This window comes from Nocardia sp. BMG111209, assembly GCF_000381925.1.
In the GTDB taxonomy this organism is placed as follows: Bacteria; Actinomycetota; Actinomycetes; order Mycobacteriales; family Mycobacteriaceae; genus Nocardia.
In genome coordinates, this window is sequence record NZ_KB907307.1 from 4,107,531 (window position 1) to 4,130,367 (window position 22,837).

Below are 22,837 nucleotides of genomic sequence, written 5' to 3' on the forward strand. Positions count from 1 at the left end.
ACCGGATCCGGCGGCTAGGCCCCGATCAGCCGCTGGGCCAGATAGCCCTCGACCTGATCGAGCGCGATCCGTTCCTGCGCCATCGAGTCGCGCTCGCGGACGGTGACGGCCTGATCCTCGAGGGTGTCGAAATCGACCGTGATACAGAACGGGGTGCCGATCTCGTCCTGGCGACGATAGCGGCGGCCGATCGCGCCGGCGTCGTCGAAGTCGACGTTCCAGTTCCTGCGCAGCTGTGCCGCAAGGTCTTTCGCCTTCGGCGAGAGGTCGGCGTTGCGCGACAGCGGCAGCACCGCGGCCTTCACCGGCGCCAGGCGGCGGTCCAGGCGCAGCACCGTGCGCTTCTCCAGCGCGCCCTTGGCGTTCGGCGCCTCGTCCTCGTTGTAGGCGTCGATGAGGAAGGCCATCAGCGAGCGGGTGAGGCCGGCCGCGGGCTCGATCACGTACGGGGTGTAGCGCTCGTTGGTGTTCTGATCGAAGAAGCTCAGATCGCTGCCGGAGTGCTGCGAGTGCGTGGACAGGTCGAAGTCGGTGCGGTTGGCGACGCCCTCCAGCTCACCCCATTCGCTGCCCTGGAAGTGGAAGCGGTACTCGATGTCGACCGTGCGGGTCGAGTAGTGCGAGAGCTTCTCCTTCGGATGCTCGAACAGGCGCAGATTCTCCGGATCGATGCCGAGGTCGGTGTACCAGGCGAACCGGGTGTCGATCCAGTACTGGTGCCACTGCTCGTCCTCACCCGGCTTGACGAAGAACTCCATCTCCATCTGCTCGAACTCGCGGGTGCGGAAGATGAAGTTGCCGGGGGTGATCTCGTTGCGGAAACTCTTGCCGATCTGCGCGATGCCGAACGGCGGCTTCTTGCGCGCGGTGGTCATCACGTTGGCGAAGTTCACGAAGATGCCCTGCGCGGTCTCCGGGCGGAGGTAGTGCAGGCCCTCCTCGGACTCGATCGGGCCGAGATAGGTCTTCAGCATCATGTTGAAGTCGCGCGGCTCGGTCCATTTGCCGACGGTGCCGCAGTCGGGGCAGCCGATCTGCTCCATCGACACGGTGTCCGGGTCGTCGACCTTGTTCTTCTCGGCGTAGGCCTCCTGCAGGTGGTCCTGCCGGTGCCGCTTGTGACAGTTCAGGCATTCGACCAGCGGGTCGTTGAACACCGCGACGTGGCCCGAGGCGACCCACACCGGCCGCGGCAGGATGATCGACGAGTCGAGGCCGACCACGTCGTCACGGCCGGTCACCATGGACCGCCACCACTGCCGCTTGATGTTCTCCTTCAGTTCGACACCGAGCGGGCCGTAGTCCCACGCCGACCGGGTGCCTCCGTAGATCTCGCCGCTGGGGTAGACCAGACCCCGGCGCTTGGCGAGATTGGCGACGGTGTCGACCTTCGACTTGGGTGCCACGACTCGAGCTCTCCCTCTGGACGGTGTGGAAACGGCGATCCAGACCAGCGTAATGGCCTGCCCCTCGCGTGGTCGACGCAGTATCGGGGGACACGCCCCGGCCCGCTGTTGACATGCGAACCTGCGCATAACAATAATTGGCATCGATTTCCAATAAGGAGTTGGTTCGATGACCGCCGACAGTGGTGCTCCCGGGCGGCGCAGCCGTGTCGCCGTGGAGGCGCCCACGCCCATTCCCCACGATCCGTATCCCTATCGGGCGCCGTCGGCGCCGGCGGTACCGCCGCGCGGTGTGCTCGACAATGCCGGTGAGCTGCTCCGCGCGCTCGCCGCACCGGTACGCATCGCCATCGTGCTGCAACTGCGCGAATCGCCGCGCTGCGTGCACGAACTGGTCGACACCCTCGGTGTGACCCAGCCGCTGGTCAGCCAGCATCTGCGCATCCTCAAATCGGCGGGTGTCGTGCGGGGCGAGCGGACCGGTCGCGAGGTCATCTACGAACTGGTCGACGATCATCTGGCGCGCATCGTGGTCGACGCGGTCGCCCACGCCGAGGAAGGGTGATCGTGCCGGACAACACGGGCACCTCGGAGAAGACCGTCGGCATCCGCAGCACCCGCCAGCGCACCGCCATCACGGCCCTCCTCGGCGATATCGACGGATTCCGGTCCGCGCAGGAATTGCACGACGAGCTGCGCCGCCGCGGCGAGGGTATCGGCCTGACCACGGTCTACCGCACCCTGCAGTCGCTGGCCGAGGCGGGCATGGTGGACGTGCTGCGCACCGATTCGGGCGAATCGGTCTATCGGCAGTGTTCCAAGGGCCACCATCACCATCTGGTCTGCCGGCACTGCGGCTGCACGGTCGAGGTCGAGGGGCCGACCGTGGAGGCGTGGGCGGAGTCGGTGGCCGGTCAGCACGGCTTCATCGATATCAGCCACACCATGGAGGTCTTCGGTACCTGCCGCGACTGCGCGACCGAGCACAGATCCGTCTGACGCCGGGCTGCCGGATCGCGGACCGGCGGCTCAGGGCACCAGGCCGTGGCGGGCCCGGCCCGCGCCGGAGAGCACCAGCAGCAGCATGGTCGCCAGGGCCTCGTCGGTGAGTCCGGCGGCGGGGAAGGTGTAGCGCAGGATCACGTCGGCGAGTTTCTCGTGGCCGACGACGGTGATCGAGCCGAACTGCAGGGCGGCGTTGCGCTCGGCGACCCGCTTGTGCAGCTGCGGCTTCAGCGGGCGGTCCCAGGCCAGCACGCAGGTGAGGGTCAGGACCTCGAGGCCCGGCGCCAGGCTCACCGCGCGCAGCGAGCACAGGGCGCCGTCGTATTCGAATCCGAGGCCGCCCGCCTCGACGCGCACCTGGATCTCGTAGCTCATCAGGCACGCCCCCGCGCGAACCTGGAGCTCCTCGACCGCCGGATCGGCGGAATCGGTGCCGGTCACTTCTTCACACCGCCGAAGCGGCGGTCGCGCTCGGCGTACTCCAGGCAGGCCGCCCACAGATTGCGACGATCGAAGTCCGGGAACAGGGTGTGCTGGTAGACGAATTCGGCGTAGGCCGACTGCCAGATCAGGAAGTTGGAGCTGCGCAGCTCGCCGGAGGGCCGCAGGAACAGGTCCACATCCGGCATATCCGGCTCGTCGAGGTACTCGGCGAAGGTGTTCTCGGTGATCTTCTCCGGATCCAGTTCGCCCGCGGCGACCCGGCGCGCGATCTCCCGGGCGGCGTCGGCGATCTCGGCGCGGCCGCCGTAGTTCACGCACATGGTGAGGGTCATCACCGTGTTGTCCTTGGTGAGCTCCTGCGCGACCTCGAGCTCCTTGATCACGCTGCGCCACAGCCGCGGCCGGCGACCGGCCCAGCGCACCCGCACCCCCATCTCGTGCATCTCGTCGCGGCGGCGGCGGATCACGTCCCGGTTGAAGCCCATGAGGAAGCGGACCTCCTCGGGGCTGCGCCGCCAGTTCTCGGTCGAGAACGCGTACGCCGACAACCATTTGACGCCGATCTCGATGCAGCCCTCGACGGTGTCCATCAGCACCGCCTCGCCACGCTCGTGCCCGGCGGTGCGCGGCAGCCCGCGGTCCTGGGCCCAGCGGCCGTTTCCGTCCATCACCAGCGCCACGTGCCGGGGTACGAACTCCTGCGGGATGGCCGGCGGGCGCGCGCCGGACGGGTGCGGCGACGGCGGGCGGATGGTGCGCGTGGGTTCGGCGGGGGCGTACGGGGTGCGATTACCGATCACGACCACCATCCTGCACCACGCGCCCGCGGCGATCCCGCCGGATGGGCGGATGGACCGCGCCGCGCGGTGCGGCCGGTCCGCCCGCACAGCCCGGTTCTCCGCCGGCTCGGCGTGTCCCGCACGAAATGCCGGTACGGGCAGACGGTGCACATATTTGTTTTTCGGCCGGATTGTGGCTTTCGACGGTATTCGAAATGATGAACACCGACGTTTCCGGTGCGGTCGGTCACGAGTCGCACCCGTTACTATCAGACCGGACAGTCCGATATCGTTGTCGCTCTTGGCAGCCCGCAATGCGACCGCTACCATGGTTTTTCGAAGCTGAACGCGTTGTCGCAGTGAGAGTTCCGAGTTCCCCATTTCCCGGTTTCCGGCTCGTCGAATATTCACCCGGATCGCAGAGCGCACGTAAATCACAGCACATTTCAGAGCGAGAAAGGGCCCGGCGTGAAGCCCTTCACATTGCCCGATTTCTATCTGCCTCATCCACCCCGCCTCAATCCGCATCTGGAATTCGCGCGGAGCCATTCCCTGGACTGGGCGAAACGGTTGGGCATCCTCGATGAACCCGACCCGGCCGGTGGCCTGGTATGGGATGTCCAACGGCTGGAGCGGATGGACTTCGCCCTGCTGTGCGCCTATACCCACCCCGACTGCGACGCCGAGGCGCTGGCGCTGGTCACCGAGTGGTACGTCTGGGTCTTCTTCTTCGACGACGATTTCCTCGCCAAATTCAAGAACGGCCGGCAGCGCGCGGCCGCCACGCAATACCTCGAGCGGCTCGAGTTGTTCATGGCCGAGCCGGGCGCGCCTGTACCCGAGCCGCGGAATCCGGCCGAGGCCGGACTCGCCGACTGCTGGTCGCGCACCATACCGTCGATGTCCGCGGGCTGGCGGCGGCGCATGGTGCTCAGCACGCACAACCTGATGGTCGAGTCGATGTGGGAGCTGGACAATATCGCCCGCGACCGGGTGGCCAACCCCCTCGAATACATCGAGATGCGCCGGCGGGTCGGCGGCGCGCCGTGGTCGGCGAATCTCGTCGAATACGCCGCCGGGGCCGAGATACCGGACCGGTTCGCCGCCGAGCGACCCCTGCGCGTGCTGTGCGACACCTTCTCCGACGCCGTGCACCTGCGCAACGACCTGTTCTCCTACGAGCGGGAGGTGCGGATCGAGGGCGAGAACGCCAACGCCGTGCTGGTGTTCGAGACCTTCCTCGGGCTGCCCACCCAGACGGCCGCGAATCTGGTCAACGACCTGCTGACCACCCGGTTGAAACAGTTCGAGGACACCGCGGAAGTCGAAGTGCCGCAACTGTTCCTGGCCCGCGCCGCCGCACCCGCGGAACAGGCCGCGGTCGGCCGCTACATCCTCGGCCTGCAGGACTGGCAGTCCGGCGGGCACGAATGGCATATGCGCTCCAGCCGCTACATGAACAGCGGGCTGGACACCGGGCCGACCGGATTGGGTACCGCCACCGCCCGTCTCGTTCCCGGGCTGCGCATCCAGCTGAATCAACACACCCCGCCGCGGCGGTCCCCCGGCGACCTGACGGTCGCGGGCCTGTCCACCCCCGATCTCGCGACCCCCAATCCGCATCTGGCCGCGGCCCGCGCCGATCTGCCGCAGTGGGTAGCGGCGACGGGCCTGCTGGAGCCCGCCGCCCCCGGCTGGACACCGCATTCGGTGGCCGAGGCCGATTTCGCGCTGCTCGCCGCGCTCGTCCATCCCGAGGTGGACGAGCCGGGCCTGATCCTGCGATCCCGTTGGTGCGCCTGGGGTTTCCATCTCGGCGATCTGCTGTCACACGCCTATCGGGCCCTGCCGGTGGCCGGGCGGGAACAGCTGCGCCGGCTACCGCAATTCCTGGCCGACCCGCCCGCGCAGGCGCCCGGCACACCGGTCGAACGCGCGCTGGCACAGCTGTGGCGCGATACGTCCGCCACCGATCCGGCCGGCCGGCAGCAGGTGCGGGCCGCGGTGCTCGAGTCGATCGAGGCGTGGCAACTGTGGCTGGACAACGAGGTCCGGCGGCGCATCCCCGATCCCGTCGACCATCTGGAGAACCGGCGGGCCGCGTTCGGTGGCCGGCTGGTCACCGCGCTCGGCCGGCCGGCGGGCCACCCGCGCGCCGCGGACGCCCTCGCCGATACGAGTGTGCTTCGGCAGCTGGAGAATTCGGCCCTCGACCATGCCGGGCTGGTGAACGATCTGTACTCGTACCGGCGGGAGATCCACGACGGCGGCGAACATCAGAACCTCGTCTACATCACCCAGTCCTTCCTGAACTGTTCGCGCGAGGCCGCCCGCGACATCGTGGTCGATCTCGCCGAGGAGCGGCTGTGCCAGTTCGAACAGACGGCACGGGACCGGTTACCGGTGTTCTTCACCGACCACCGGGTCGCCGATCCGGCCCGCGAGGCCGTCCTCGCGCAGGTGCGCCGGTGGCAGCAGTACATGGCGGGCAACCTCGCCTGGCACGCCGGCACCGGCCGGTACACCGCCTCAGCTCCGCAGCGGCCGCGGCCGCCCATCGCCGGACCGACCGGGCCGTTCGTCAGCGCGCTCGGCGGTCGCCGCACCAGTACCGGGAGGCCAGCATGAGCGCAGCGACCGCCGATGCCGAATTCGGCGCATCCGTCCCACCCGATCCGGGGTCCCGGCGCGGCTCCTCGGCGCAGGCCCGGCTCATCCTCAACCGGGCCCAGTTCCTCACGAAACCGTTGCTGCGCAGCGCGATCGACTCGTTGCCCGGCGAATTGCGGCTCATGTCGGGCTATCACCTCGGCCTGTGGGACGAGCACGGCGCCGAGACCGCCACCGGATCCGGTAAGGGTATGCGGCCGGCGCTGGTGCTGGCCGCCACCGCCGCCACCGGCGGCTCCCCCGAGGCCGCCGTGCACGCCGCCACCGCGATCGAGCTGGTGCACAACTTCACCCTCATCCACGACGATGTGATGGACCGCGACGCACTGCGCCGGGGCCGACCCACGGTGTGGCGGGTCTGGGGTGTCGACGACGCGATCCTGGTCGGTGACGCGATGCACGGGCTCGCCGTCCGCACCCTCGTGGAGGCGCCCGTCCCCTCACCGGAATCGGTGGCCCGGCTGACCGACAGCGTCATCGAACTGTGCCTTGGCCAGCAGCGGGACTGCGCCTTCGAGACCCGCCAGCACATCACCCTCGACGACTGCCTCGCCACCGTGCAGCAGAAGACCAGCTCGCTCCTGGGCTGCGCCTGTGTCCTGGGCGCCCTCGCCGCCGGCGCCCCGCCGCCGACCGTCGAGACGCTGAACCGCTTCGGCCGCGAGCTGGGCGTCGCCTTCCAGCTGGTCGACGATCTGCTCGGCATCTGGGGCGATCCGGCCCGCACCGGAAAACCGGTGGGCAACGACCTGATCCGGCGCAAACGCTCCCTGCCCGTGGTTGCGGCCCTGACCTCGGACACCGCCGCCGGGCGCGACCTCGAGAACCTCTACCGCGCGAACCACCCCCTCTCCCCCGCCGAGGTCGTCCGCGCCACCGAACTGATCGTTCAGGCCGGTGGAAAGCAGTGGGCGACAACGGAATCCCAGCGCTATCTGTATTCGGCGATCGGCCCGCTGATGGACCGCCCGGAAGCCGCCGACCTGCTCCACCTCGCGGACGCGGTGGTACACCGCGACCGCTGAACCGCACTGGAGCGCCTCGGGCACACCCGGCCGTCCGGAAAGGTGATCCGGACGAACGGCGGCTCGCCCGAAGCCCGGTCCTGGGAGGTCCTCAGCCGACGCGGGTGTCGGCGGATTCGACGGACCCGTGCGGACGGGTGCGCTCGATCAGGGGAAGCGTGCGGAGCTGGCGTTCCAGATGCCATTGCAGGTGAGCGGCGGTGAGGCCGCTGGCCTGGCGGTGCACCGCGGCGGGGACGGCATCCACACCGGCCCAGTCGCCGCGGTGCAGGGCGCTCATCAGGTCCAGGACACCCGGTGCGGGGGTGGCCGAGCCGGGCGGGCGGCAGTGCACGCACACCGCACCGCCGGCCGCGACGTGGAAGGCGCGGTGCGGCCCCGGGGTGGCGCAGCGGGCACATTCGTCCAGCGCCGGTGCCCAACCGGCAAAACCCATGGCGCGCAACAGGAATGCGTCGAGGATCAGTTCGTGCGGTCGCTGGGCCGCGGCGATCGCGCGCAGCGCGCCCGCGGTCAGGGTGTGCAGGCGGGGCGCGGGGGCGCGCTCCTCGCCGGCCAGGCGTTCGGCGGTCTCCAGGACGGCGCAGGCGGTGGTGTAGCGGCCGTAGTCGGCGACGATATCGGAGGCGAACGCCTCGACGGTGTGAACCTGGGTGACGGTGTCCAGGCTGCGGCCGGGATACAGCTGCACATCGACGTACGCGAACGGCTCCAGGCGCGCCCCGAATTTCGAGCGAGTACGCCGCACCCCCTTCGCCACCGCGCGCACCAGACCGTGCTGCCTGGTCAACAGCGTGACGATGCGATCGGCCTCACCCAGCTTGTGCTGGCGCAGCACGATCGCCTGGTCCCGATAAACACGCACCCCGCCATCCTCGCACGCCGTTCCGCGAGCCGGTGCCGCGATCGCGGTGCGCGGGCCGGTGGAACCGGGGGGTGGGTCAGCGGAATGCGGTCCAGTGGTTGCCGGCGTCGCCGTAGACCTGGGCGATGCGGGGGCCGTGCAGGGTGCGCAGGAGGAGGGTCATCCAGCCGGTGCCGGTCGGGGTGGCCGCGCCGAGGTCGACCTCCACGAGCATCTGTTCCGGGCCGCGCAGGTCGACGGTGAGCGCCGGATGTCCCAGCGGCACCTCCACCAGGGACTCGCCGTTGCCCCAGATCACCAGTCGGCGGCGGCTCAGCGCGATGGTGCCGCCGTCGATATTCGTCCAACTGGCCGACGAATAGTGCAGCGCCGTCCGGTAATTGCGGCGGGCCAGCGAGCCGCTGATCGGCGCGAACACCACCATCCCCTCCGCGTCCAGATCCGAACGCAGTTGGGGTGGCAGCTCTTTCGCACCGAATATCCGCGACATCCACTTCACGCCGTGGATAGTAAGGTGACCCGGCCATCGCTGCGAGCCACAATTAGGACACAGTATCGACACGCTCCGGATCGGAGCCTGCCCGAAGGCATTTCCCGATCATGGATATTCGATCGGACACCCGATACCGTTCCTACGGCAGGGAGGAGTTCACGATGACAACCGCGAAACATCCACAGGGGCTGGCCGATCTGGCGGCGACGATCGCCGCCGGCACCGTGACCTCGGTGGCCGCGACGACGGCCGCGCTGGACCGTATCGAGGCCGCCCAGCCGACCCTGAACGCCTTCCGCGTGATCCGCCGCACCGAGGCGCTGGCCGAGGCGGCCGACGCCGACCGGCGCCGCGCGGCCGGTGATCGCGCGCCTCTGCTCGGGGTGCCGATCGCGATCAAGGACGATACCGATATCGCCGGTGCCCCTACGGCTTTCGGCTGCGGTGGCGAGTTCCCGGCCGCGACCGAGGATGCCGAGGCGGTGCGCCGGCTACGTGCGGCGGGTGCGGTGGTCGTCGGCAAGACCAATACCTGTGAGATCGGCCAGTGGCCGTTCACCGATGCCGCCGCCTTCGGCTACACCCGCAATCCGTGGGATGCCGAGCGCACCCCCGGCGGCTCCTCCGGCGGCGCCGCGGCCGCCGTGGCGGCCGGATTGCTGCCCGCCGCACTGGGTTCCGACGGCGCCGGCTCGGTCCGCATCCCCGCCGCCTGGACCCACCTGGTCGGCCTCAAACCGCAGCGCGGACGCATCTCGACCTGGCCACGGGCCGAATCCTTCTACGGGCTGACGGTCAACGGGCCGCTGGCCCGCACCGTCGCGGACGCGGCACTACTGCTCGACGCCGTCTCCGGACCGCACCCCGGCGACCGGCACACCCCGCCCGCGATCACCGCGACCGAGGCCGTCGGCCGGGATCCGGGCCGGTTGAGAATCGCACTGTCCCTGCGCATTCCGTTCACCGCCACCCGGACCGCGCTCGATCCGGAGGTGGTGCTCGTGGTCCGCGAAACCGCGGCCGTGCTGCGCCGCCTCGGGCATCAGGTGACGATCACCGACCTGCACTACGGCCTGCTGGTCGGCGCCGCCTTCCTGCCCCGCTCGATGGTGGGTGTGCGCCGCGAACTGGCGAAACTGCCCGGCGCCGAGGTCGATCCGCGCACCCGGGCCAACGCCGCCACCGGCCGGATCCTCGCCGGACCGGCGCTCGCGCTGTCGCGAGCGCTGGAACCGTTGCTGCACAAGCGAATCGGCCGCTTCTTCGACGATCACGATCTGGTGCTCGCGCCCACCACGGCCACCCCGCCACCGCCGGTACGGGCCATGGACGGGCTCGGCAGCCGCGCGACCGAAGCGCTGATCACCGCCGCCTGCCCGTTCACCTGGCCGTGGAATGTACTGGGCTGGCCCAGTATCAACGTGCCCGCCGGATTCACCGGCGCCGGACTGCCGCTCGGCGCGCAGCTGATGGGCCCGGCGAATTCCGACGCACTGCTCATCTCCGTTGCGGCCCAGCTGGAATCGGAACTGCACTGGGATCGGCTGTGGCCGCGGCCGTGGTGGGAGGAGCGCGCCTGACGCTCAGAATCCCAGCTTGCCCAGCTGTTTCGGGTCGCGCTGCCAGTCCTTGGCCACCTTCACGTGCAGGTGCAGATAGATGCGGGTACCGAGCAGATGCTCGATCTGCTTGCGGGCGGCGGTACCGACCTCCTTCAGCCGCGACCCGCCGCGGCCGATGACGATCGCCTTCTGGCTGGGCCGCTCCACGTAGAGGATCGCGTGGACATCCAGCAGCCCACCGGATTTCGGCGCCTCCGTGCCCGCGGCGGAGGTGGCTGTGCCGCCCTCGTCCTCCTCGGATTCGCGCGGGATGATCTCCTCGATCACCACGGCCAGCGAATGCGGCAACTCGTCGCGGACACCCTCCAGCGCGGCCTCGCGGATCAGCTCGGCCATGAGCGTCTCCTCGGGCTCGTCGGTGAGTTCGCCGTCGGGGTAGAACGCCGGTCCCTCCGGCAGTTTCGACGCGATGACATCGACGAGCACCTCGACCTGCTCACCGCGCACCGCCGACACCGGCACCACCTCGGCCTCGGGGCCGAGCAGTTGCGACACCGCCATCAGCTGGTGCGCGATCGCGTCCCGGCTCACCTTGTCGATCTTGGTGACCACCCCGATCAGGGCGGTCTTCGGGGCCATCTGGTTGATCTGCTGCACGATCCAGCGGTCGCCGGGGCCGATCTTCTCGTCCGCCGGGATGCAGAGCGCGATCACGTCGACCTCGGAATAGGTGTCGCGCACCAGATCGTTGAGTCGCTGACCGAGCAGCGTGCGCGGGCGGTGCAGGCCGGGGGTGTCGACCAGGATCAGCTGGGCATGGTCGCGGTGCACGATCCCGCGGATGGTGTGCCGGGTGGTCTGCGGGCGCGAGGAGGTGATCGCGATCTTCTGTCCCACCATGGCATTGGTCAGCGTCGATTTGCCGGTGTTCGGCCGCCCGACGAAACACACGAAGCCGGAACGGAATTCGTCCGGCACTAGAGGACCTCGGATTCGGTGTCGAGGTCGAAACCCTCCGGGACGTGCGCGCCGGTGAGATTCGGCGCGACCGCCTCGACGATGTCGTACACCGCCCCGGTGCGGTCGGCGAGGACGATGCGCGCCGACGGCGACACCTCCCGCACCGCGGCCATCCCCTCGTCGCGCAGCTGGCCGCCGACCACCAGCGCCGCCTCGAAACCCTCGGCGCCGCTGGACAATGCGGCCGCGACCGCGGCCTGCAGTGCGGTCAGCGACAAAGTCTGCAGGCGCACCGGGCCCGCGGCGTAGGTGCGGCCGTCGCCGTCGCGCACGGCGGCCCCGCTGCCGTGCCCCGCGCGGGCCATCGCGCCGCGCGCCAGTACCAGCAGCTTGCTGTCCTCGGCATCGAGTCCGGTGGACTTCGGTTCAGTCATCGCCAACTCCCTCTCCCGGCTGTGCGCCGGATCCGTTCCCCTGCCGATCATCCGTGGTGTCCACCGGGCCGGTCTCCCGATCGGCCCGTGCCGTCTTCTCCGTTTTCTCGGTCCGTTCCGGGGGCCGCCGCACCACCACGGTGTGCACCCGGACGCGGCCCCGGGCATCCGCGCCGCCCTCACCGCGCAGCTGCAATCCGTGGACCACCGCCTTCGACCCCGGCAGCGGCACCCGCCCGAGTGCGTGGGCGAGCAGACCGCCGACGGTGTCGACATCTTCCTCGTCGATCTCCATGCCGAACAACTCGCCCAGGTCCTCGACCGACAACCGCGCCGACACCCGATATTTCCCGCCACCCAGATCTTCCACGTCCGGGATCTCGTGGGTGTCGTATTCGTCGGCGATCTCGCCGACGATCTCCTCCAGCACATCCTCGATGGTGACCAATCCGGCGATACCACCGTATTCGTCGACCAGCAGCGCCATATGGTTGCGGCGGCGCTGCATCTCGTCGAGCAGTTCGTCCAGCGGTTTGGAATCGGGTACGAACACCGGCGCCCGCATGACCTCGCGCACCCGTACCTTTTTGCCCCGATCCATGTGCTGCACAAGGTCTTTCAGGTAGACCACGCCGAGGATGTCATCGATGTTCTCGCCGATCACCGGAATTCGCGAATGTCCGGATCGCACCGCCAGCGACATCGCCTGTGCCGTGGTCTTGTCCGCCTCGATCCAGACCATCTCGGTGCGCGGCACCATCACCGCGCGGGCCGGGGTCTCGCCGAGTTCGAACACCGACTGGATCATCCGGCGTTCCTCGGAATCCACCACCCCGCTGGCCTGCGCCAGGTCGACCACCTCGCGCAGCTCCACCTCGGAGGCGAACGGCCCGTTGCGGAAACCCTTACCGGGGGTGATGGCATTACCGATCAGGATCAGCAATCGGCTCACCGGGCCCAGCAGCGAGCCGATCACCTGCAACGGCAACGTGGCCGCCAGCGCGATCGAATACGCGTGCTGCCGGCCCAGGGTGCGCGGCCCGACACCGATGACCACATAGTCGACCACCACCATCACCGCGGCGGTCAGCAACAGCGCCCATCCGGACGGGAGCACATGATCCAGCGCCGCCGCGAGCAGCACCGTGGCGCTGATCTCGCACACCAGCCGCAGCAGCACCATGAGATTCACATAGCGCGGCCGATCCACCACGATGCGGGCCAGCCGGCGCGCACCGGTGCGATCCCCGCGCACCAGATCCTCCACCCGCGCAGGCGAAGTCGTGGCCAGTGCCGCATCGATGGCCGCGAACACCCCGCCCACCGGCACGAGCAGAATCGCCAGCAGGAGCAGGACGAACGGATTCACGCGGGATCCAGTGGATCACCGTCGGTGGTGAATCCGGTCTTCCCGAGCAGTCGCCGATCCCGTTCCGCCAGTTCGGCACGACGCTGCGCCTCGCGCAGGCTCTCGTACCATTCGGCCAGCAGCCGGTTCTGCAGCCCGAACATGACCTTCTCCTCCTCCGGCTCGGCATGGTCGTAGCCGAGCAGGTGGAGCACGCCGTGCACGGTGAGCAGCGCCAGCTCCTGATCCAGCGAATGTCCTGCGCGCGTGGCCTGTTCGGCCGCGAACTCCGGGCACAGCACGATATCGCCGAGCATCGAGGGCCCCGGCTCGGCGCTGTCCGGCCGGCCCCCGGGCTCCAGTTCGTCCATCGGGAACGACATGACGTCCGTGGGGCCCGGCAGATCCATCCACCGCACGTGCAGATCCGCCATGGTGTCGAGATCGACCAGCACCATCGACAGCTCCGCGGCCGGGTGCACGTCCATCCGCCCGATCACGAACCGCGCGACGCCGACCAGCTCTTCCTCGGATACGTCGATACCCGACTCGTTGGCGATCTCGATACTCACGGGGTCAGCTTAGGCCACCGCTCACGACGCGCCGAGCAACGTCCGGCGCACCGGCGACCGCCGGGGTGACCGGCGCGGTCAGCGCCGCCCGCCCCGCTCGGCCGCCCGCCGCTGGGCCCGGTTGCCCGGGTAGTGCGCGGTGCCCACCTGCGGCGCCATCTCCGACTCGTACCGGTCGTAGGCGTCGACGATCTCGGCGACCAGCCGGTGCCGCACCACGTCCTTGGACGTCAGCTCGGCGAAGTGGATGTCGTCGATATCGGTGAGGATCTCGCTGACCCGCCGCAGCCCCGACACCGTGCCGCCGGGCAGGTCGATCTGCGTGACATCGCCGGTGACCACGACCTTCGAGCCGAAGCCGAGCCGGGTCAGGAACATCTTCATCTGTTCCGGGGTCGTGTTCTGCGCCTCGTCCAGGATGATGAAGGAATCGTTGAGGCTCCGGCCGCGCATGTAGGCCAGCGGTGCGACCTCGATGACACCCGCGGTCATGAGCTTCGGGATGGATTCCGGATCCATCATGTCGTGCAGCGCGTCGTACAGCGGCCGCAGATACGGGTCGATCTTCTCGTTCAGCGTGCCGGGCAGGAAGCCCAGCCGTTCCCCCGCCTCCACGGCGGGACGAGTCAGGATGATCCGCGTGACCTGCTTGTTCTGCAACGCCTGCACCGCCTTGGCGACGGCCAGATACGTCTTGCCCGTACCCGCCGGCCCGATGCCGAAGACGATGGTGTGGTGGTCGATCGCGTCGACGTAGCGCTTCTGGTTGAGGGTCTTGGGGCGGATGATCTTGCCGCGGCGGGACAGGATGTCCAGGCTGAGAACCTCCGCCGGGGAGTCGGAGGAACCCTCGGTCAGCATCGAGAAGGTGTGCCGGACCGCCTCCGGGGTGACCATGCGATTGCGGGTGGTCAGAGCCACCAGCTGTTCGATCACCCGCTCGGCGAGCGCCACGTCGGGGGCCTTACCGGTCAGGGTGACCGAATTGCCACGCACGTGGATGTCGGCGTCGAGCAGCCCTTCGAGTTCACGCAGGTTCTCGTCGGCGGACCCGAGGAAGCCGAAGACGGATTCCGGAGCTAGTTCGATACTGGAGCGCACTGTCCGCGCGGCGGGGCTTCCGCCGTTGCCGTCGGCCCCGACACCGGTGAGCGGTGTGGTCGGGTCGCCATTGTCACCTGTTGTTCGCAAAAGTTGCTCTGGCCTGCTTTCCGGTCTCGAGACCGGCGGTTACCGGCGGCCTCGAACGTCGTTCATCGGTGACAAAAGTCTAACGCGCGGTACCGACACCTCCCAATGAATAAAGCGCAACCCGCAGGTCACGGGCGTGCGACGGCGGAGGTGAGGCGCGCGTCCGCGGCGCGTCCCGCGGCCCATTCACCGGCGAAATCGCGGAAGGAACGGACCACGTCCGAGGGGACGGCCGCCGCCGACCAGATCAGGCCCACCGTGCGGGTCGCCCCCGGATCGGCCAGCGGGATCAGCACCGGGCCGCCGGTGGCGGGGCGGGCCGGATCCTCGAGCGGCACGATCGCGACGCCGAGCCCGGCCGCGACCAGGCCCGTGACGGTGATCAGGTCGCTGCATTCGAACGCGATCCGCGGCCGGAGATCGGCGGCGGCGCTGAGGTCGTCGAGGATGCGGCGCATACCGAAACCCGGGTGGGTGGTGATGAATTCGGCGTCGGCGGCCTCGGCGAGCCGGATGCGGCGCAGCCCGGCGAGCCGATGGTCCGGCGGTACGGCCAGGGCCAGCCGCTGCCGCAGCAGCGCGCGCCAGGCCAGCCCGGATTCCGCCGGCCGCGGCGACACGATGCCCAGGTCGGCGTCGCCGGCGAGGATCCGGCCGGTCACCGCCTCCGCGCCGTCCTGGTCCAGGGTGAAAGTGACCCGGCCGGAGCCGCGCCGGAAATCGGCGATCAGCTGCGGGACCAGCCGGGCGCCCACCGAATGCAGGAACGACAGCCGCACCACGCCGCGGGCCGGATTCGCCAGATCGGCCAGGGTCCGGTCGGCGGCCTCCAGTTCGGCGCGGGCCCGCCGGGCATGCTCATAGTAGACGCGGCCGAATTCGTTGAGCGCCAGCCGTTTTCCGTGCCGATCGAACAGCAGGACATCGAGCCGGCGCTCCAGTCGGGCCAGCATCCGCGACAGCGTGGGCTGCGAGACGTGCAACCGATCGGCGGCCGCCCCGACGTGTTCGAGTTCGGCCAGCGTCGTGAACCAGTGCAACTCGTCACTCGCCATGCCGTCACTCCGCCCGATCGTCTCCGCTAATGCACACACCGCATCAACCAGCACATCATTATGCATTTCCGTTCCGAACGCCGCAGCCGGAGGCTGAGGGGGTGACCAGCACCGCCCTCGCTCCCGCCGCGACCACCGCCGACCGCGAACGCCGCGTCACCCGGGCCGCCTTCGCGGCCGGGGTGACCACCTTCGCGGCGATGTACAGCGCGCAGGCGCTGCTGCCGAGCCTGTCGGCGGCGTTCGGCGCGACCCCGGCGCGGGCGGCGCTGGCGGTCTCGCTGACCACCGGGGTGCTGGCGCTGGCCATCGTGCCGGTGAGCGCGCTGGCCGGCCGGTTCGGGCACGCGCGGGTGATGATCGCGTCGACGGTCGGTTCGGCGGTGATCGGGCTGCTGCTGCCCTGGAGTCCGAATCTGGACGTACTGCTGGCCGGGCGGGCGGTGCAGGGCCTGGTCGTGGCCGGTGTCCCGGCGGTGGCGATGGCCTATCTGGCCGAGGAGATCCGCGGCGACCGGCTCGGCGCCGCGATGGGTGTGTACGTCGCGGGCACCACGCTCGGCGGGCTGGGCTGCCGGTTGCTGCCGGCGCTGGCCCTGGAGGCGCTGCCGTGGCGGTGGGCGGCGGAGACCGCGGCGCTGGCGGCCGCCGGATGTGCGGTGTGGTTCCTGCGAGCGCTGCCGGCGCCGCGGGCCGCGCAGCCGCAGCCGTTGCGAATCCGTTCCCTGGCAAGGGATCTCGGTGCGCAGTTGCGCTCCCCCACCCTGCTCGCGCTGTTCGGGCTGGCGTTCGTGCTGATGGGTGGATTCGTCTCGGTCTACAACTTCCTCGGCTATCGGCTGACCCGGTCGCCGTTCGAATTGTCCCCTGCCGTGGCCGGATTCGTCTTCCTGCTGTATCTCGCGGGCACGGTCACCGCGACGCTGGCCGGACGCTGGGTGAATCGACTCGGCCGCATCCGGGTGCTGGCGATCTCCGTGTCCACCATGTGCGCCGGCGTGCTGATCACCCTGCCGGACTGCCTGCCGGTCGTGATCCTCGGCGTCCTGCTGTGTACCGCAGGGTTTTTCGGTGCGCACACGGTCGCCGGCGCCTGGGTCGGGACGGCCGCGATCGGTAATCGCGCCGCCGCCAGTTCGCTGTACCTGTTCTGCTACTACGCGGGCAGTTCCGTGGTCGGCCTCCTCGCGGGGTGGGTGTTCGGCCGCTACGGCTGGGCCGGCCTGACCGGATATGTCGTGGCGCTCACCGGCGTCGCGGCGGCCCTGATCGCGATCGCGGCGGCCACACAGCGCGCCGGCCGGTGATCCGTCCGTGCGCGTCGCCGGATCCTCACTTCACGCAGGGCACCTTGCTGGATTCCATCGAGGACAGATCGGTCGGGGCCGGTGAGTTGGTGCCGGTCGCGGTGGCCGAGACCGGCGCGGGCGGCGGGGTCGTGGTGGTCGGGGTGGCGCCGGAGGTGACGTCGTCGGGCACGCTCGCGGCCAGGGCGGAGATCGTGGCGTTGTTGACGGCATCGGCGCCGATGGTGACGACGACGGTGTGCGAATCCACCGCGGACGATTTGGTCGCGCTGAGCCCCAGCTGATCCGCGAGCGCCGAGGCCGCGGAATCCGCCCCGGTGCCGTAGGTGATCGTGGTGGTGTTGCGGGAACTGCCGCTGATCGCGTCGCCGGCGGTGAATCCCCGATTCACCAGTGCCAGTTCGACTTTGCGGGCCAGGCCGTTCTGGTCGGAACCGTTGACCACGTTCACCGTGACCCCCGTCGCCGCCGGGATCGGCACGGTGACGGTGGCGGTCCCGGACGCCGTACTGCTGCTCGGCGCGGAGCCGGACGGCGAGAGCAGTTCGCGGACCGTGGCCCGGATCGTCGGGATGTCGACGATGTTGACGTCCTCGCCGAGATCGTCCTGACCGAAATCGACCACCGGCAGCGTGAACAGCGACATACCGCCGGACATCATGGTCGAGGCGCGCTGAGCGAACTGCATCGGATCCAGCCCGCTGTCGATGGCGATGTTCTGTTTCGCGATATCGAGCAGGCTGCGCAGTTTGCCGAGGTTGGTGAGGGTGCCGCTGTCCTGCAACTGCCGGGCCAGCGAGACGATGAACGCCTGCTGCCGCCGGGTGCGGTCCATATCGGTGAAGTTCAGATCCGGATCCGGGTCGCGGCGCTGCCGGACGAAGGCCATGGCCTGCTCGGCGTTGATCTGCTGCTCGCCCTTGTGGAAATCGGCGCCGGAGAAGAATTTGTCCGAGGTGTTCTCGTTGAGGCACACCGTGATCGGCTGCACCGCCTGCGCGATCTGGAAGAACGCGACGAGGGTCACCTCGACGAAGTGGTCGATCGGCACGCCGCCGAGAAAGGTTCGTACCGTGGCGATCTCGGCCTTGCGGCCGGCGTCGCGGGAGCGCTGCTCGAGTTCGACGGGATCCTTGACCGTCGAGGTCAGTTTGTCCTTCGTCGCCTGATAGGCCAGGCCGTAGGCCTGTTTGACCTTGCCCTTGCAGGTGGATCCGCCGCAGGCGGCCGGATCCAGCGGGACGTAGTCGTCGCGCGGGATCGAGATCGCGGTCGATTTGGAGCCGTCGCCCGGAATGTGCATGAGGATCAGCACATTCGAGTTGTAACCGCCCTCGCTGTCGTCGCCGGCGTGCAGTGCGTCGTACATGTCCTGCGGCAACGGATTTCCGTGCTCGTCGAGGCGGCTGTCCAGGCCCATGACGAGGATGTTCTGGTCCGCGCCGGCGGATTTCGGGCCGTCGTCGAGCGCCTGCGAGGTCGTCACCCCGGACAGCGCCGAATGATAGGTGTGCCACACCGCCCCGGTACCGACCAGGACCAGCACGGCGGCCAGGGCGACCACGGACCTGCCCGCCACCAGTGCGGGTGAGGTGCGACGGCGGGGTGGCCGGCGCGGGCGGCGGGGTGCGGTGTACGGCCGGATCGGGACGGTCGCCGGATCGACCGGGTCCGTCTGTCTTCGCGGATACTCACCTACGCGCGCCATACAGACCGAATATAGGGATCGATGCCCGCCGGTGCCGAGCCGGTGGTGCTGTCTCACATGCGCCACCCGCCCGGGAACTACTTGACGCAGGGTATGCCACCGGCATCCATGCTGGACAGATCGGTCACCGCGGGCGCCGCGACACCGGGCGCGGTGGCGGACACCAGCGGCGGCGCGGCAGGGGTGGTGACCGGCGCGGATGCGGTGCTGCCGGGTGCGGTGGCCGCGGGCCCCGGCCCGGCGGTTCCGGGCGGTCCGGCGGCGAGGGCCGACGACCAGGACGGGTCGCCGGTGGGATCGATCAAATTGTGCACGATGGTGCGGATCCCGGCCGGATCGACCATGTTGACGTCCTCACCCGCGGTGGTGGTGGCGAACTCCTTGATCGGCAGGGTGTACAGCGTCAGCCCGCCGGACATGAGATCCGAAGCCTGCGAGGCGAATTGCGGCAGATCGAGGCCGACGTCGACCGCGAGGTTCCGCTCGGCGACCGACAGCAGGCCCGATACCGTGCCCAGATCGGTGAGCGTGCCGTCGTCCTGGAGTTTGCGGGCCACGGAGACGATGAAGGCCTGCTGCCGCCGGGTCCGGTCCAGATCGGTGAAGTCCAGGTTCGGATGCGGGTCGCGGCGCTGCCGCACGAAGGCCATCGCCTGCGCGGCGTCGATCTGCTGGACACCGCGGCGGAAATCGGCCCCGGAATAGTAGGGATCGGCGGTGTTCTCGTTGAGGCACACCGTGATCGGCTGCACCATGCCGGCGATCTGGAAGAACGCGACGAGGGTCACCTCGACGAAGTGGTCGATCGGCACGCCGCCGAGAAAGGCCCGGACCGTGGCGATCTCGGCCTTGCGGCCGGCGTCGCGGGAGCGCTGCTCCAGATCGACGGGGTCGGTCACCGTGCTCGCGAATGCCGATTTGGCGCGCGCGTAGGCGAAACCGTAGGCCTGCTTGATCTTTCCCTTGCAGGCGGCCGCGGCACAGGCGGCGGGGTCCAGTGCGACGTAGTCGTCGCGCGGGATCGAGATCGCGGTGGCCCGCGAGCCGTCACCCGGAATGTGCAGCAGGATGAGCACATTCGCATTGTGGCCGCCGACGGAATCGTCACCGGCGTGCAGCGCGTCGTACATGTCCTGCGGCAACGGTTTTCCGTGCTCGTCCAGCCGGCTGTCCAGGCCCATCACGAGGATGTTGCGGTCCGCGCCGGGCGATCGCGGGGTGTCGTGCAGCGCCTCGGAAACGATGACATCGGCCACGGCGGTGTGATAACTTCGCCACGCCCAGCCGGTTCCGGCGAGGATCGCGAGCGCGACCAGCGCGGCGAGCAGCCGCACCCCGATCCGACCGGCGACGACGTATCGGTGCCGGGCCGACCGGGGCGACGGTACGCCGTCACCCTCCGAGTCCGGCTGTGCGACACCGGGCTCTGCTGTGGCCGAACGCCGCCGACCGATCCTCATACGATTCATGGTAGGGACGAATCGGACATCGCGCCGAACGCTGTGTGCCCCGTCACCACCGGACCCCGGGCCGTATGGACCGTTCCCGCCACTGGAACTACCTCTACCGCGCGAGTACAGTCTCGCCGATCGACTCGCAACCTATCGGGGGTTCACAATGCTCATCTGGGGCTGGCGCCGTAGCGTCACGCAACTGGCCATGATCACTCTGGTGTGCGGCAACTGCCACAATCCGGCGGCGCACACGCTTCGCAAGGTCGTCACCTGGTTCACCCTGTTCTTCATTCCGCTGATCCCGCTCAGCACCAAGCACACCCTGCAGTGCACCTTCTGCGGCGCGCCGTCGGATGTCCCGAAGGATCGGGTGCCGGAGATGCTCGCGCTGGCGCAGGGCGTGCCGCCGCAGCAGCAGCCGCCGCAGCCGTACCAGCAGCCGTGGGGCGCACCGGCTCCGGCGATGGCGCAGCCGAATCAGCAACTCCAGCAGTCGATGCCCCACCAGCAGCAGCCCCAGCAGCCGTACCAGCAGCCGGGCTACCCGCAGCAGCAGCAGACCTACCGGCAGCAGCAACCGCCGTATCCGTACCCGCAGCGCTGAGCACCGTCCGAGCGGGCGACACCTACCAGCGGGCCGTCAGCGCGCCGAGCGCGCCGAGGGCGACCGCGGCCGCCGTGGAGGTGCGCAGGACGGTCGGGCCCAGCAGGACCGCCTGCGCGCCCGCGTCGGTGAAGGCGGCGATCTCGGCATCGTCGAGGCCGCCTTCGGGGCCCACGATCAGCACGATGCCGGACGCCGCGGCCAGCGGTAGTTCGGTGAAGCGGCCCGCACCGGATTCGTGCAGGGCGGCGGCCGTACCGCCGCCCGCCACCGTCGTCCGGATCAGTTCCACGACATCCGCGGTGCGGTGCAGTTCGGCCACCTCCGGGATGTAGGCGCGGCGGGATTGCCGGGCGGCCGCACGCGCGGCGGCCCGCCATTTCTCGACACCCTTGTCCGCCTTGCGTTCCCAGCTGGCGACGCAGCGCGCGGCCTGCCACGGCACGATCACGTCGGCGCCGGCCTCGGTCATGAGTTCCACGGCCAGTTCCGAGCGGTCCGACTTCGGCAGGGCCTGCACGATCGTCACCGGTGGTGTGACCGGTTCGGCGACAACGCGATTCAGCACCAGCAGGTCCAGCCGGTCCTTACCGGTGGCGATCACCTCGGAGTCGGCGAGCAGACCCGCGCCGTCGGACAGCGTGATCGGCTCGCCGATCCGGATGCGCCGCACGGTGGCCGCGTGCCGGCCCTCCGGACCGGCCAGCACCGCGACCCCGCCCGGCGCCGGAATCTCGTCGAGATAGAAAACCGTTGCGGCCACGGATGTTTCAGCGGCCGCTGAAGGATGCCCGCAGGCGCGCGAACAGGCCGCTGTTGTGCTCCGAACCGGCCGTCAGCACCTCGGAGCGCTCACCGTTGCGCAGCGCCTTGTACTTGCGCAGCAGGTCGACCTGTTTGGCGTCGAGCTTGGCCGGGACCACGATGTCGAGGTGGGCCAGCAGGTCGCCGCGCGAGGTGGAGCGCAGTTTCGGCATGCCGTGGCCGCGCAGTACCGACACCTCGCCCGGCTGGGTGCCCGGCGGGATGGTCAGCTCGGTGGGGCCGTCGAGGATGGTGTCGACCACGACGGTGGTGCCGAGCGCGGCGTCGACCATCGGAACCCGGACGGTGCAGTGCAGGTCGTCGCCGTCGCGGACGAAGGTGTCGTGCGGCTGCTCGACGATCTCGACGTACAGATCGCCGGCGGGACCGCCGCCGGGGCCGACCTCACCCTGTGCGGCCAGCCGCACCCGCATGCCGTTGGCGACACCGGCCGGGATCGGCGCGGCGATCTCGCGGCGGGCCCGCACCCGGCCGTCGCCGCCGCACTTGCGGCAGGGATCCGGAATCGTCTCGCCCGCACCGCGACAGGTGGGACACGGCCGGGAGGTCATCACCTGGCCGAGGAAGGAACGCTGCACCGTCTGCACCTCGCCGGCGCCGCCACAGGTCTCGCAGCGCACCGGCTTGGAGTTGCCGTTGGTGCCCGCCCCCTGGCACACATCGCACAGTACGGCGGTGTCGACGGTCAGGTGCTTGGTGACGCCGACGGCGCATTCGGCCAGCGAGAGCCGGGTGCGCAGCAGCGAATCCGCGCCCGGCTGCACCCGGCCGCGCGGCTTGCCCCGCGGGGTTCCCCCGGTGTTCATGCCGCCGAAGAACGCCTCGAACACGTCGCCGAGGCCGCCGAATCCGGCGCCGCTGAATCCACCGGCCGTGGCGGCGCCGAGCGGATCGCCGCCCATGTCGACGATGCGCCGCTTCTCCGGGTCGCTCAGCACCTCGTAGGCGGCGGATACGTCGCGGAACTTCTCCTGCGCGTCCGGATCGGGGTTGACATCCGGGTGCAGTTCCCGCGCCAGCCGCCGGTAGGCGCGCTTGATCTCCTGGTCGGTCGCGGTGCGGCCGACGCCGAGAATTCCGTAGTAGTCCCGTGCCACGTGAGTCTCTAGTCCTGTTCCGAATATGTGCCG

22 protein-coding genes are annotated in these 22,837 nt (G+C 69.6%); 7 read left to right on the forward strand and 15 right to left on the reverse strand.

What is annotated here, in order from left to right:
* Nucleotides 1-14: 14 nt before the first annotated feature.
* Nucleotides 15-1,406, reverse strand: a complete 1,392-nt coding sequence (locus G361_RS0118925) for a glycine--tRNA ligase (RefSeq protein WP_019928676.1) — start codon at nucleotides 1,404-1,406, stop codon at nucleotides 15-17.
* Between the two features lie 169 nt (nucleotides 1,407-1,575).
* On the opposite strand from G361_RS0118925, the gene G361_RS0118930 reads away from it, so the two are divergent.
* Complete coding sequence (locus tag G361_RS0118930; RefSeq protein ID WP_019928677.1) at nucleotides 1,576-1,971, forward strand: helix-turn-helix transcriptional regulator; 396 nt, start codon at nucleotides 1,576-1,578, stop codon at nucleotides 1,969-1,971.
* Between the two features lie 2 nt (nucleotides 1,972-1,973).
* A complete protein-coding gene (locus tag G361_RS0118935; RefSeq protein WP_026343219.1) occupies nucleotides 1,974-2,405 on the forward strand; it encodes a Fur family transcriptional regulator in 432 nt (143 codons plus the stop codon).
* 30 nt (nucleotides 2,406-2,435) lie between these two features.
* Here the strand turns inward: G361_RS0118935 and G361_RS0118940 are convergent, their stop codons facing one another.
* Both G361_RS0118940 and G361_RS0118945 read right to left on the reverse strand, forming a co-directional pair.
* On the reverse strand, nucleotides 2,436-2,852 hold the full coding sequence (locus G361_RS0118940; RefSeq protein WP_019928679.1) for a hypothetical protein: 417 nt from the start codon (nucleotides 2,850-2,852) through the stop codon (nucleotides 2,436-2,438).
* Nucleotides 2,849-3,664 (reverse strand): isoprenyl transferase, encoded by an 816-nt coding sequence (locus G361_RS0118945; RefSeq protein ID WP_019928680.1) that lies wholly within the window; start codon nucleotides 3,662-3,664, stop codon nucleotides 2,849-2,851. The genes G361_RS0118940 and G361_RS0118945 overlap by 4 nt, the downstream gene beginning before the upstream one ends.
* Nucleotides 3,665-4,102: 438 nt before the next feature.
* On the opposite strand from G361_RS0118945, the gene G361_RS50415 reads away from it, so the two are divergent.
* Both G361_RS50415 and G361_RS50420 read left to right on the forward strand, forming a co-directional pair.
* Nucleotides 4,103-6,262 carry a terpene synthase family protein gene (locus G361_RS50415; protein ID WP_019928681.1) on the forward strand — a complete coding sequence of 720 codons (2,160 nt, stop codon included), beginning with the start codon at nucleotides 4,103-4,105 and terminating at the stop codon, nucleotides 6,260-6,262.
* The gene (locus tag G361_RS50420; RefSeq protein WP_019928682.1) at nucleotides 6,259-7,329 is read left to right on the forward strand and encodes a polyprenyl synthetase family protein; all 1,071 of its coding nucleotides are present in this window, start codon (nucleotides 6,259-6,261) and stop codon (nucleotides 7,327-7,329) included. The genes G361_RS50415 and G361_RS50420 overlap by 4 nt, the downstream gene beginning before the upstream one ends.
* A 91-nt stretch (nucleotides 7,330-7,420) precedes the next feature.
* On the opposite strand, the gene recO is transcribed toward G361_RS50420, so the two are convergent.
* Together recO and G361_RS0118965 are read right to left on the reverse strand one after the other, a co-directional pair.
* Nucleotides 7,421-8,194 carry a DNA repair protein RecO gene (gene recO, locus G361_RS0118960; protein WP_019928683.1) on the reverse strand — a complete coding sequence of 258 codons (774 nt, stop codon included), beginning with the start codon at nucleotides 8,192-8,194 and terminating at the stop codon, nucleotides 7,421-7,423.
* A 76-nt stretch (nucleotides 8,195-8,270) separates the two neighbouring features.
* The gene (locus tag G361_RS0118965; protein WP_019928684.1) at nucleotides 8,271-8,693 is read right to left on the reverse strand and encodes a hypothetical protein; all 423 of its coding nucleotides are present in this window, start codon (nucleotides 8,691-8,693) and stop codon (nucleotides 8,271-8,273) included.
* Between the two features lie 155 nt (nucleotides 8,694-8,848).
* Between G361_RS0118965 and G361_RS0118970 the strand changes: the two genes are divergently transcribed.
* Nucleotides 8,849-10,267 (forward strand): amidase, encoded by a 1,419-nt coding sequence (locus G361_RS0118970; protein ID WP_026343220.1) that lies wholly within the window; start codon nucleotides 8,849-8,851, stop codon nucleotides 10,265-10,267.
* Nucleotides 10,268-10,270: 3 nt separating this feature from the next.
* Here G361_RS0118970 and era read toward each other — a convergent pair whose 3' ends face one another.
* From era to G361_RS0119000, 6 genes are all read right to left on the reverse strand, one after another.
* Complete coding sequence (gene era, locus G361_RS0118975; RefSeq protein ID WP_019928686.1) at nucleotides 10,271-11,227, reverse strand: GTPase Era; 957 nt, start codon at nucleotides 11,225-11,227, stop codon at nucleotides 10,271-10,273.
* Nucleotides 11,227-11,643: a hypothetical protein gene (locus G361_RS44100; protein WP_019928687.1), complete on the reverse strand. Its 417-nt coding sequence runs from the start codon at nucleotides 11,641-11,643 to the stop codon at nucleotides 11,227-11,229. The genes era and G361_RS44100 overlap by 1 nt, the downstream gene beginning before the upstream one ends.
* Nucleotides 11,636-13,012 carry a hemolysin family protein gene (locus G361_RS0118985; protein ID WP_019928688.1) on the reverse strand — a complete coding sequence of 459 codons (1,377 nt, stop codon included), beginning with the start codon at nucleotides 13,010-13,012 and terminating at the stop codon, nucleotides 11,636-11,638. The genes G361_RS44100 and G361_RS0118985 overlap by 8 nt, the downstream gene beginning before the upstream one ends.
* Nucleotides 13,009-13,563 (reverse strand): rRNA maturation RNase YbeY, encoded by a 555-nt coding sequence (gene ybeY, locus G361_RS0118990; RefSeq protein WP_019928689.1) that lies wholly within the window; start codon nucleotides 13,561-13,563, stop codon nucleotides 13,009-13,011. The genes G361_RS0118985 and ybeY overlap by 4 nt, the downstream gene beginning before the upstream one ends.
* A gap of 78 nt (nucleotides 13,564-13,641) precedes the next feature.
* Nucleotides 13,642-14,664, reverse strand: a complete 1,023-nt coding sequence (locus G361_RS44105; protein ID WP_019928690.1) for a PhoH family protein — start codon at nucleotides 14,662-14,664, stop codon at nucleotides 13,642-13,644.
* A gap of 218 nt (nucleotides 14,665-14,882) precedes the next feature.
* On the reverse strand, nucleotides 14,883-15,809 hold the full coding sequence (locus G361_RS0119000) for a LysR family transcriptional regulator (protein ID WP_019928691.1): 927 nt from the start codon (nucleotides 15,807-15,809) through the stop codon (nucleotides 14,883-14,885).
* Between the two features lie 101 nt (nucleotides 15,810-15,910).
* Between G361_RS0119000 and G361_RS0119005 the strand changes: the two genes are divergently transcribed.
* Complete coding sequence (locus G361_RS0119005; RefSeq protein ID WP_019928692.1) at nucleotides 15,911-17,116, forward strand: MFS transporter; 1,206 nt, start codon at nucleotides 15,911-15,913, stop codon at nucleotides 17,114-17,116.
* Nucleotides 17,117-17,141: 25 nt separating this feature from the next.
* Here the strand turns inward: G361_RS0119005 and G361_RS0119010 are convergent, their stop codons facing one another.
* Both G361_RS0119010 and G361_RS44110 read right to left on the reverse strand, forming a co-directional pair.
* The gene (locus tag G361_RS0119010; protein ID WP_019928693.1) at nucleotides 17,142-18,824 is read right to left on the reverse strand and encodes an LCP family protein; all 1,683 of its coding nucleotides are present in this window, start codon (nucleotides 18,822-18,824) and stop codon (nucleotides 17,142-17,144) included.
* Between the two features lie 77 nt (nucleotides 18,825-18,901).
* Nucleotides 18,902-20,284, reverse strand: a complete 1,383-nt coding sequence (locus G361_RS44110) for an LCP family protein (RefSeq protein ID WP_019928694.1) — start codon at nucleotides 20,282-20,284, stop codon at nucleotides 18,902-18,904.
* A gap of 157 nt (nucleotides 20,285-20,441) precedes the next feature.
* Between G361_RS44110 and G361_RS0119020 the strand changes: the two genes are divergently transcribed.
* Nucleotides 20,442-20,882, forward strand: a complete 441-nt coding sequence (locus G361_RS0119020) for a zinc-ribbon domain-containing protein (protein ID WP_019928695.1) — start codon at nucleotides 20,442-20,444, stop codon at nucleotides 20,880-20,882.
* Nucleotides 20,883-20,904: 22 nt separating this feature from the next.
* On the opposite strand, the gene G361_RS0119025 is transcribed toward G361_RS0119020, so the two are convergent.
* Nucleotides 20,905-21,645, reverse strand: coding sequence for a 16S rRNA (uracil(1498)-N(3))-methyltransferase (locus G361_RS0119025; protein WP_019928696.1), 741 nt, complete (start codon nucleotides 21,643-21,645; stop codon nucleotides 20,905-20,907).
* Between the two features lie 7 nt (nucleotides 21,646-21,652).
* Nucleotides 21,653-22,804 (reverse strand): molecular chaperone DnaJ, encoded by a 1,152-nt coding sequence (gene dnaJ, locus G361_RS0119030; protein ID WP_019928697.1) that lies wholly within the window; start codon nucleotides 22,802-22,804, stop codon nucleotides 21,653-21,655.
* Between the last annotated feature and the right edge of the window lie 33 nt (nucleotides 22,805-22,837).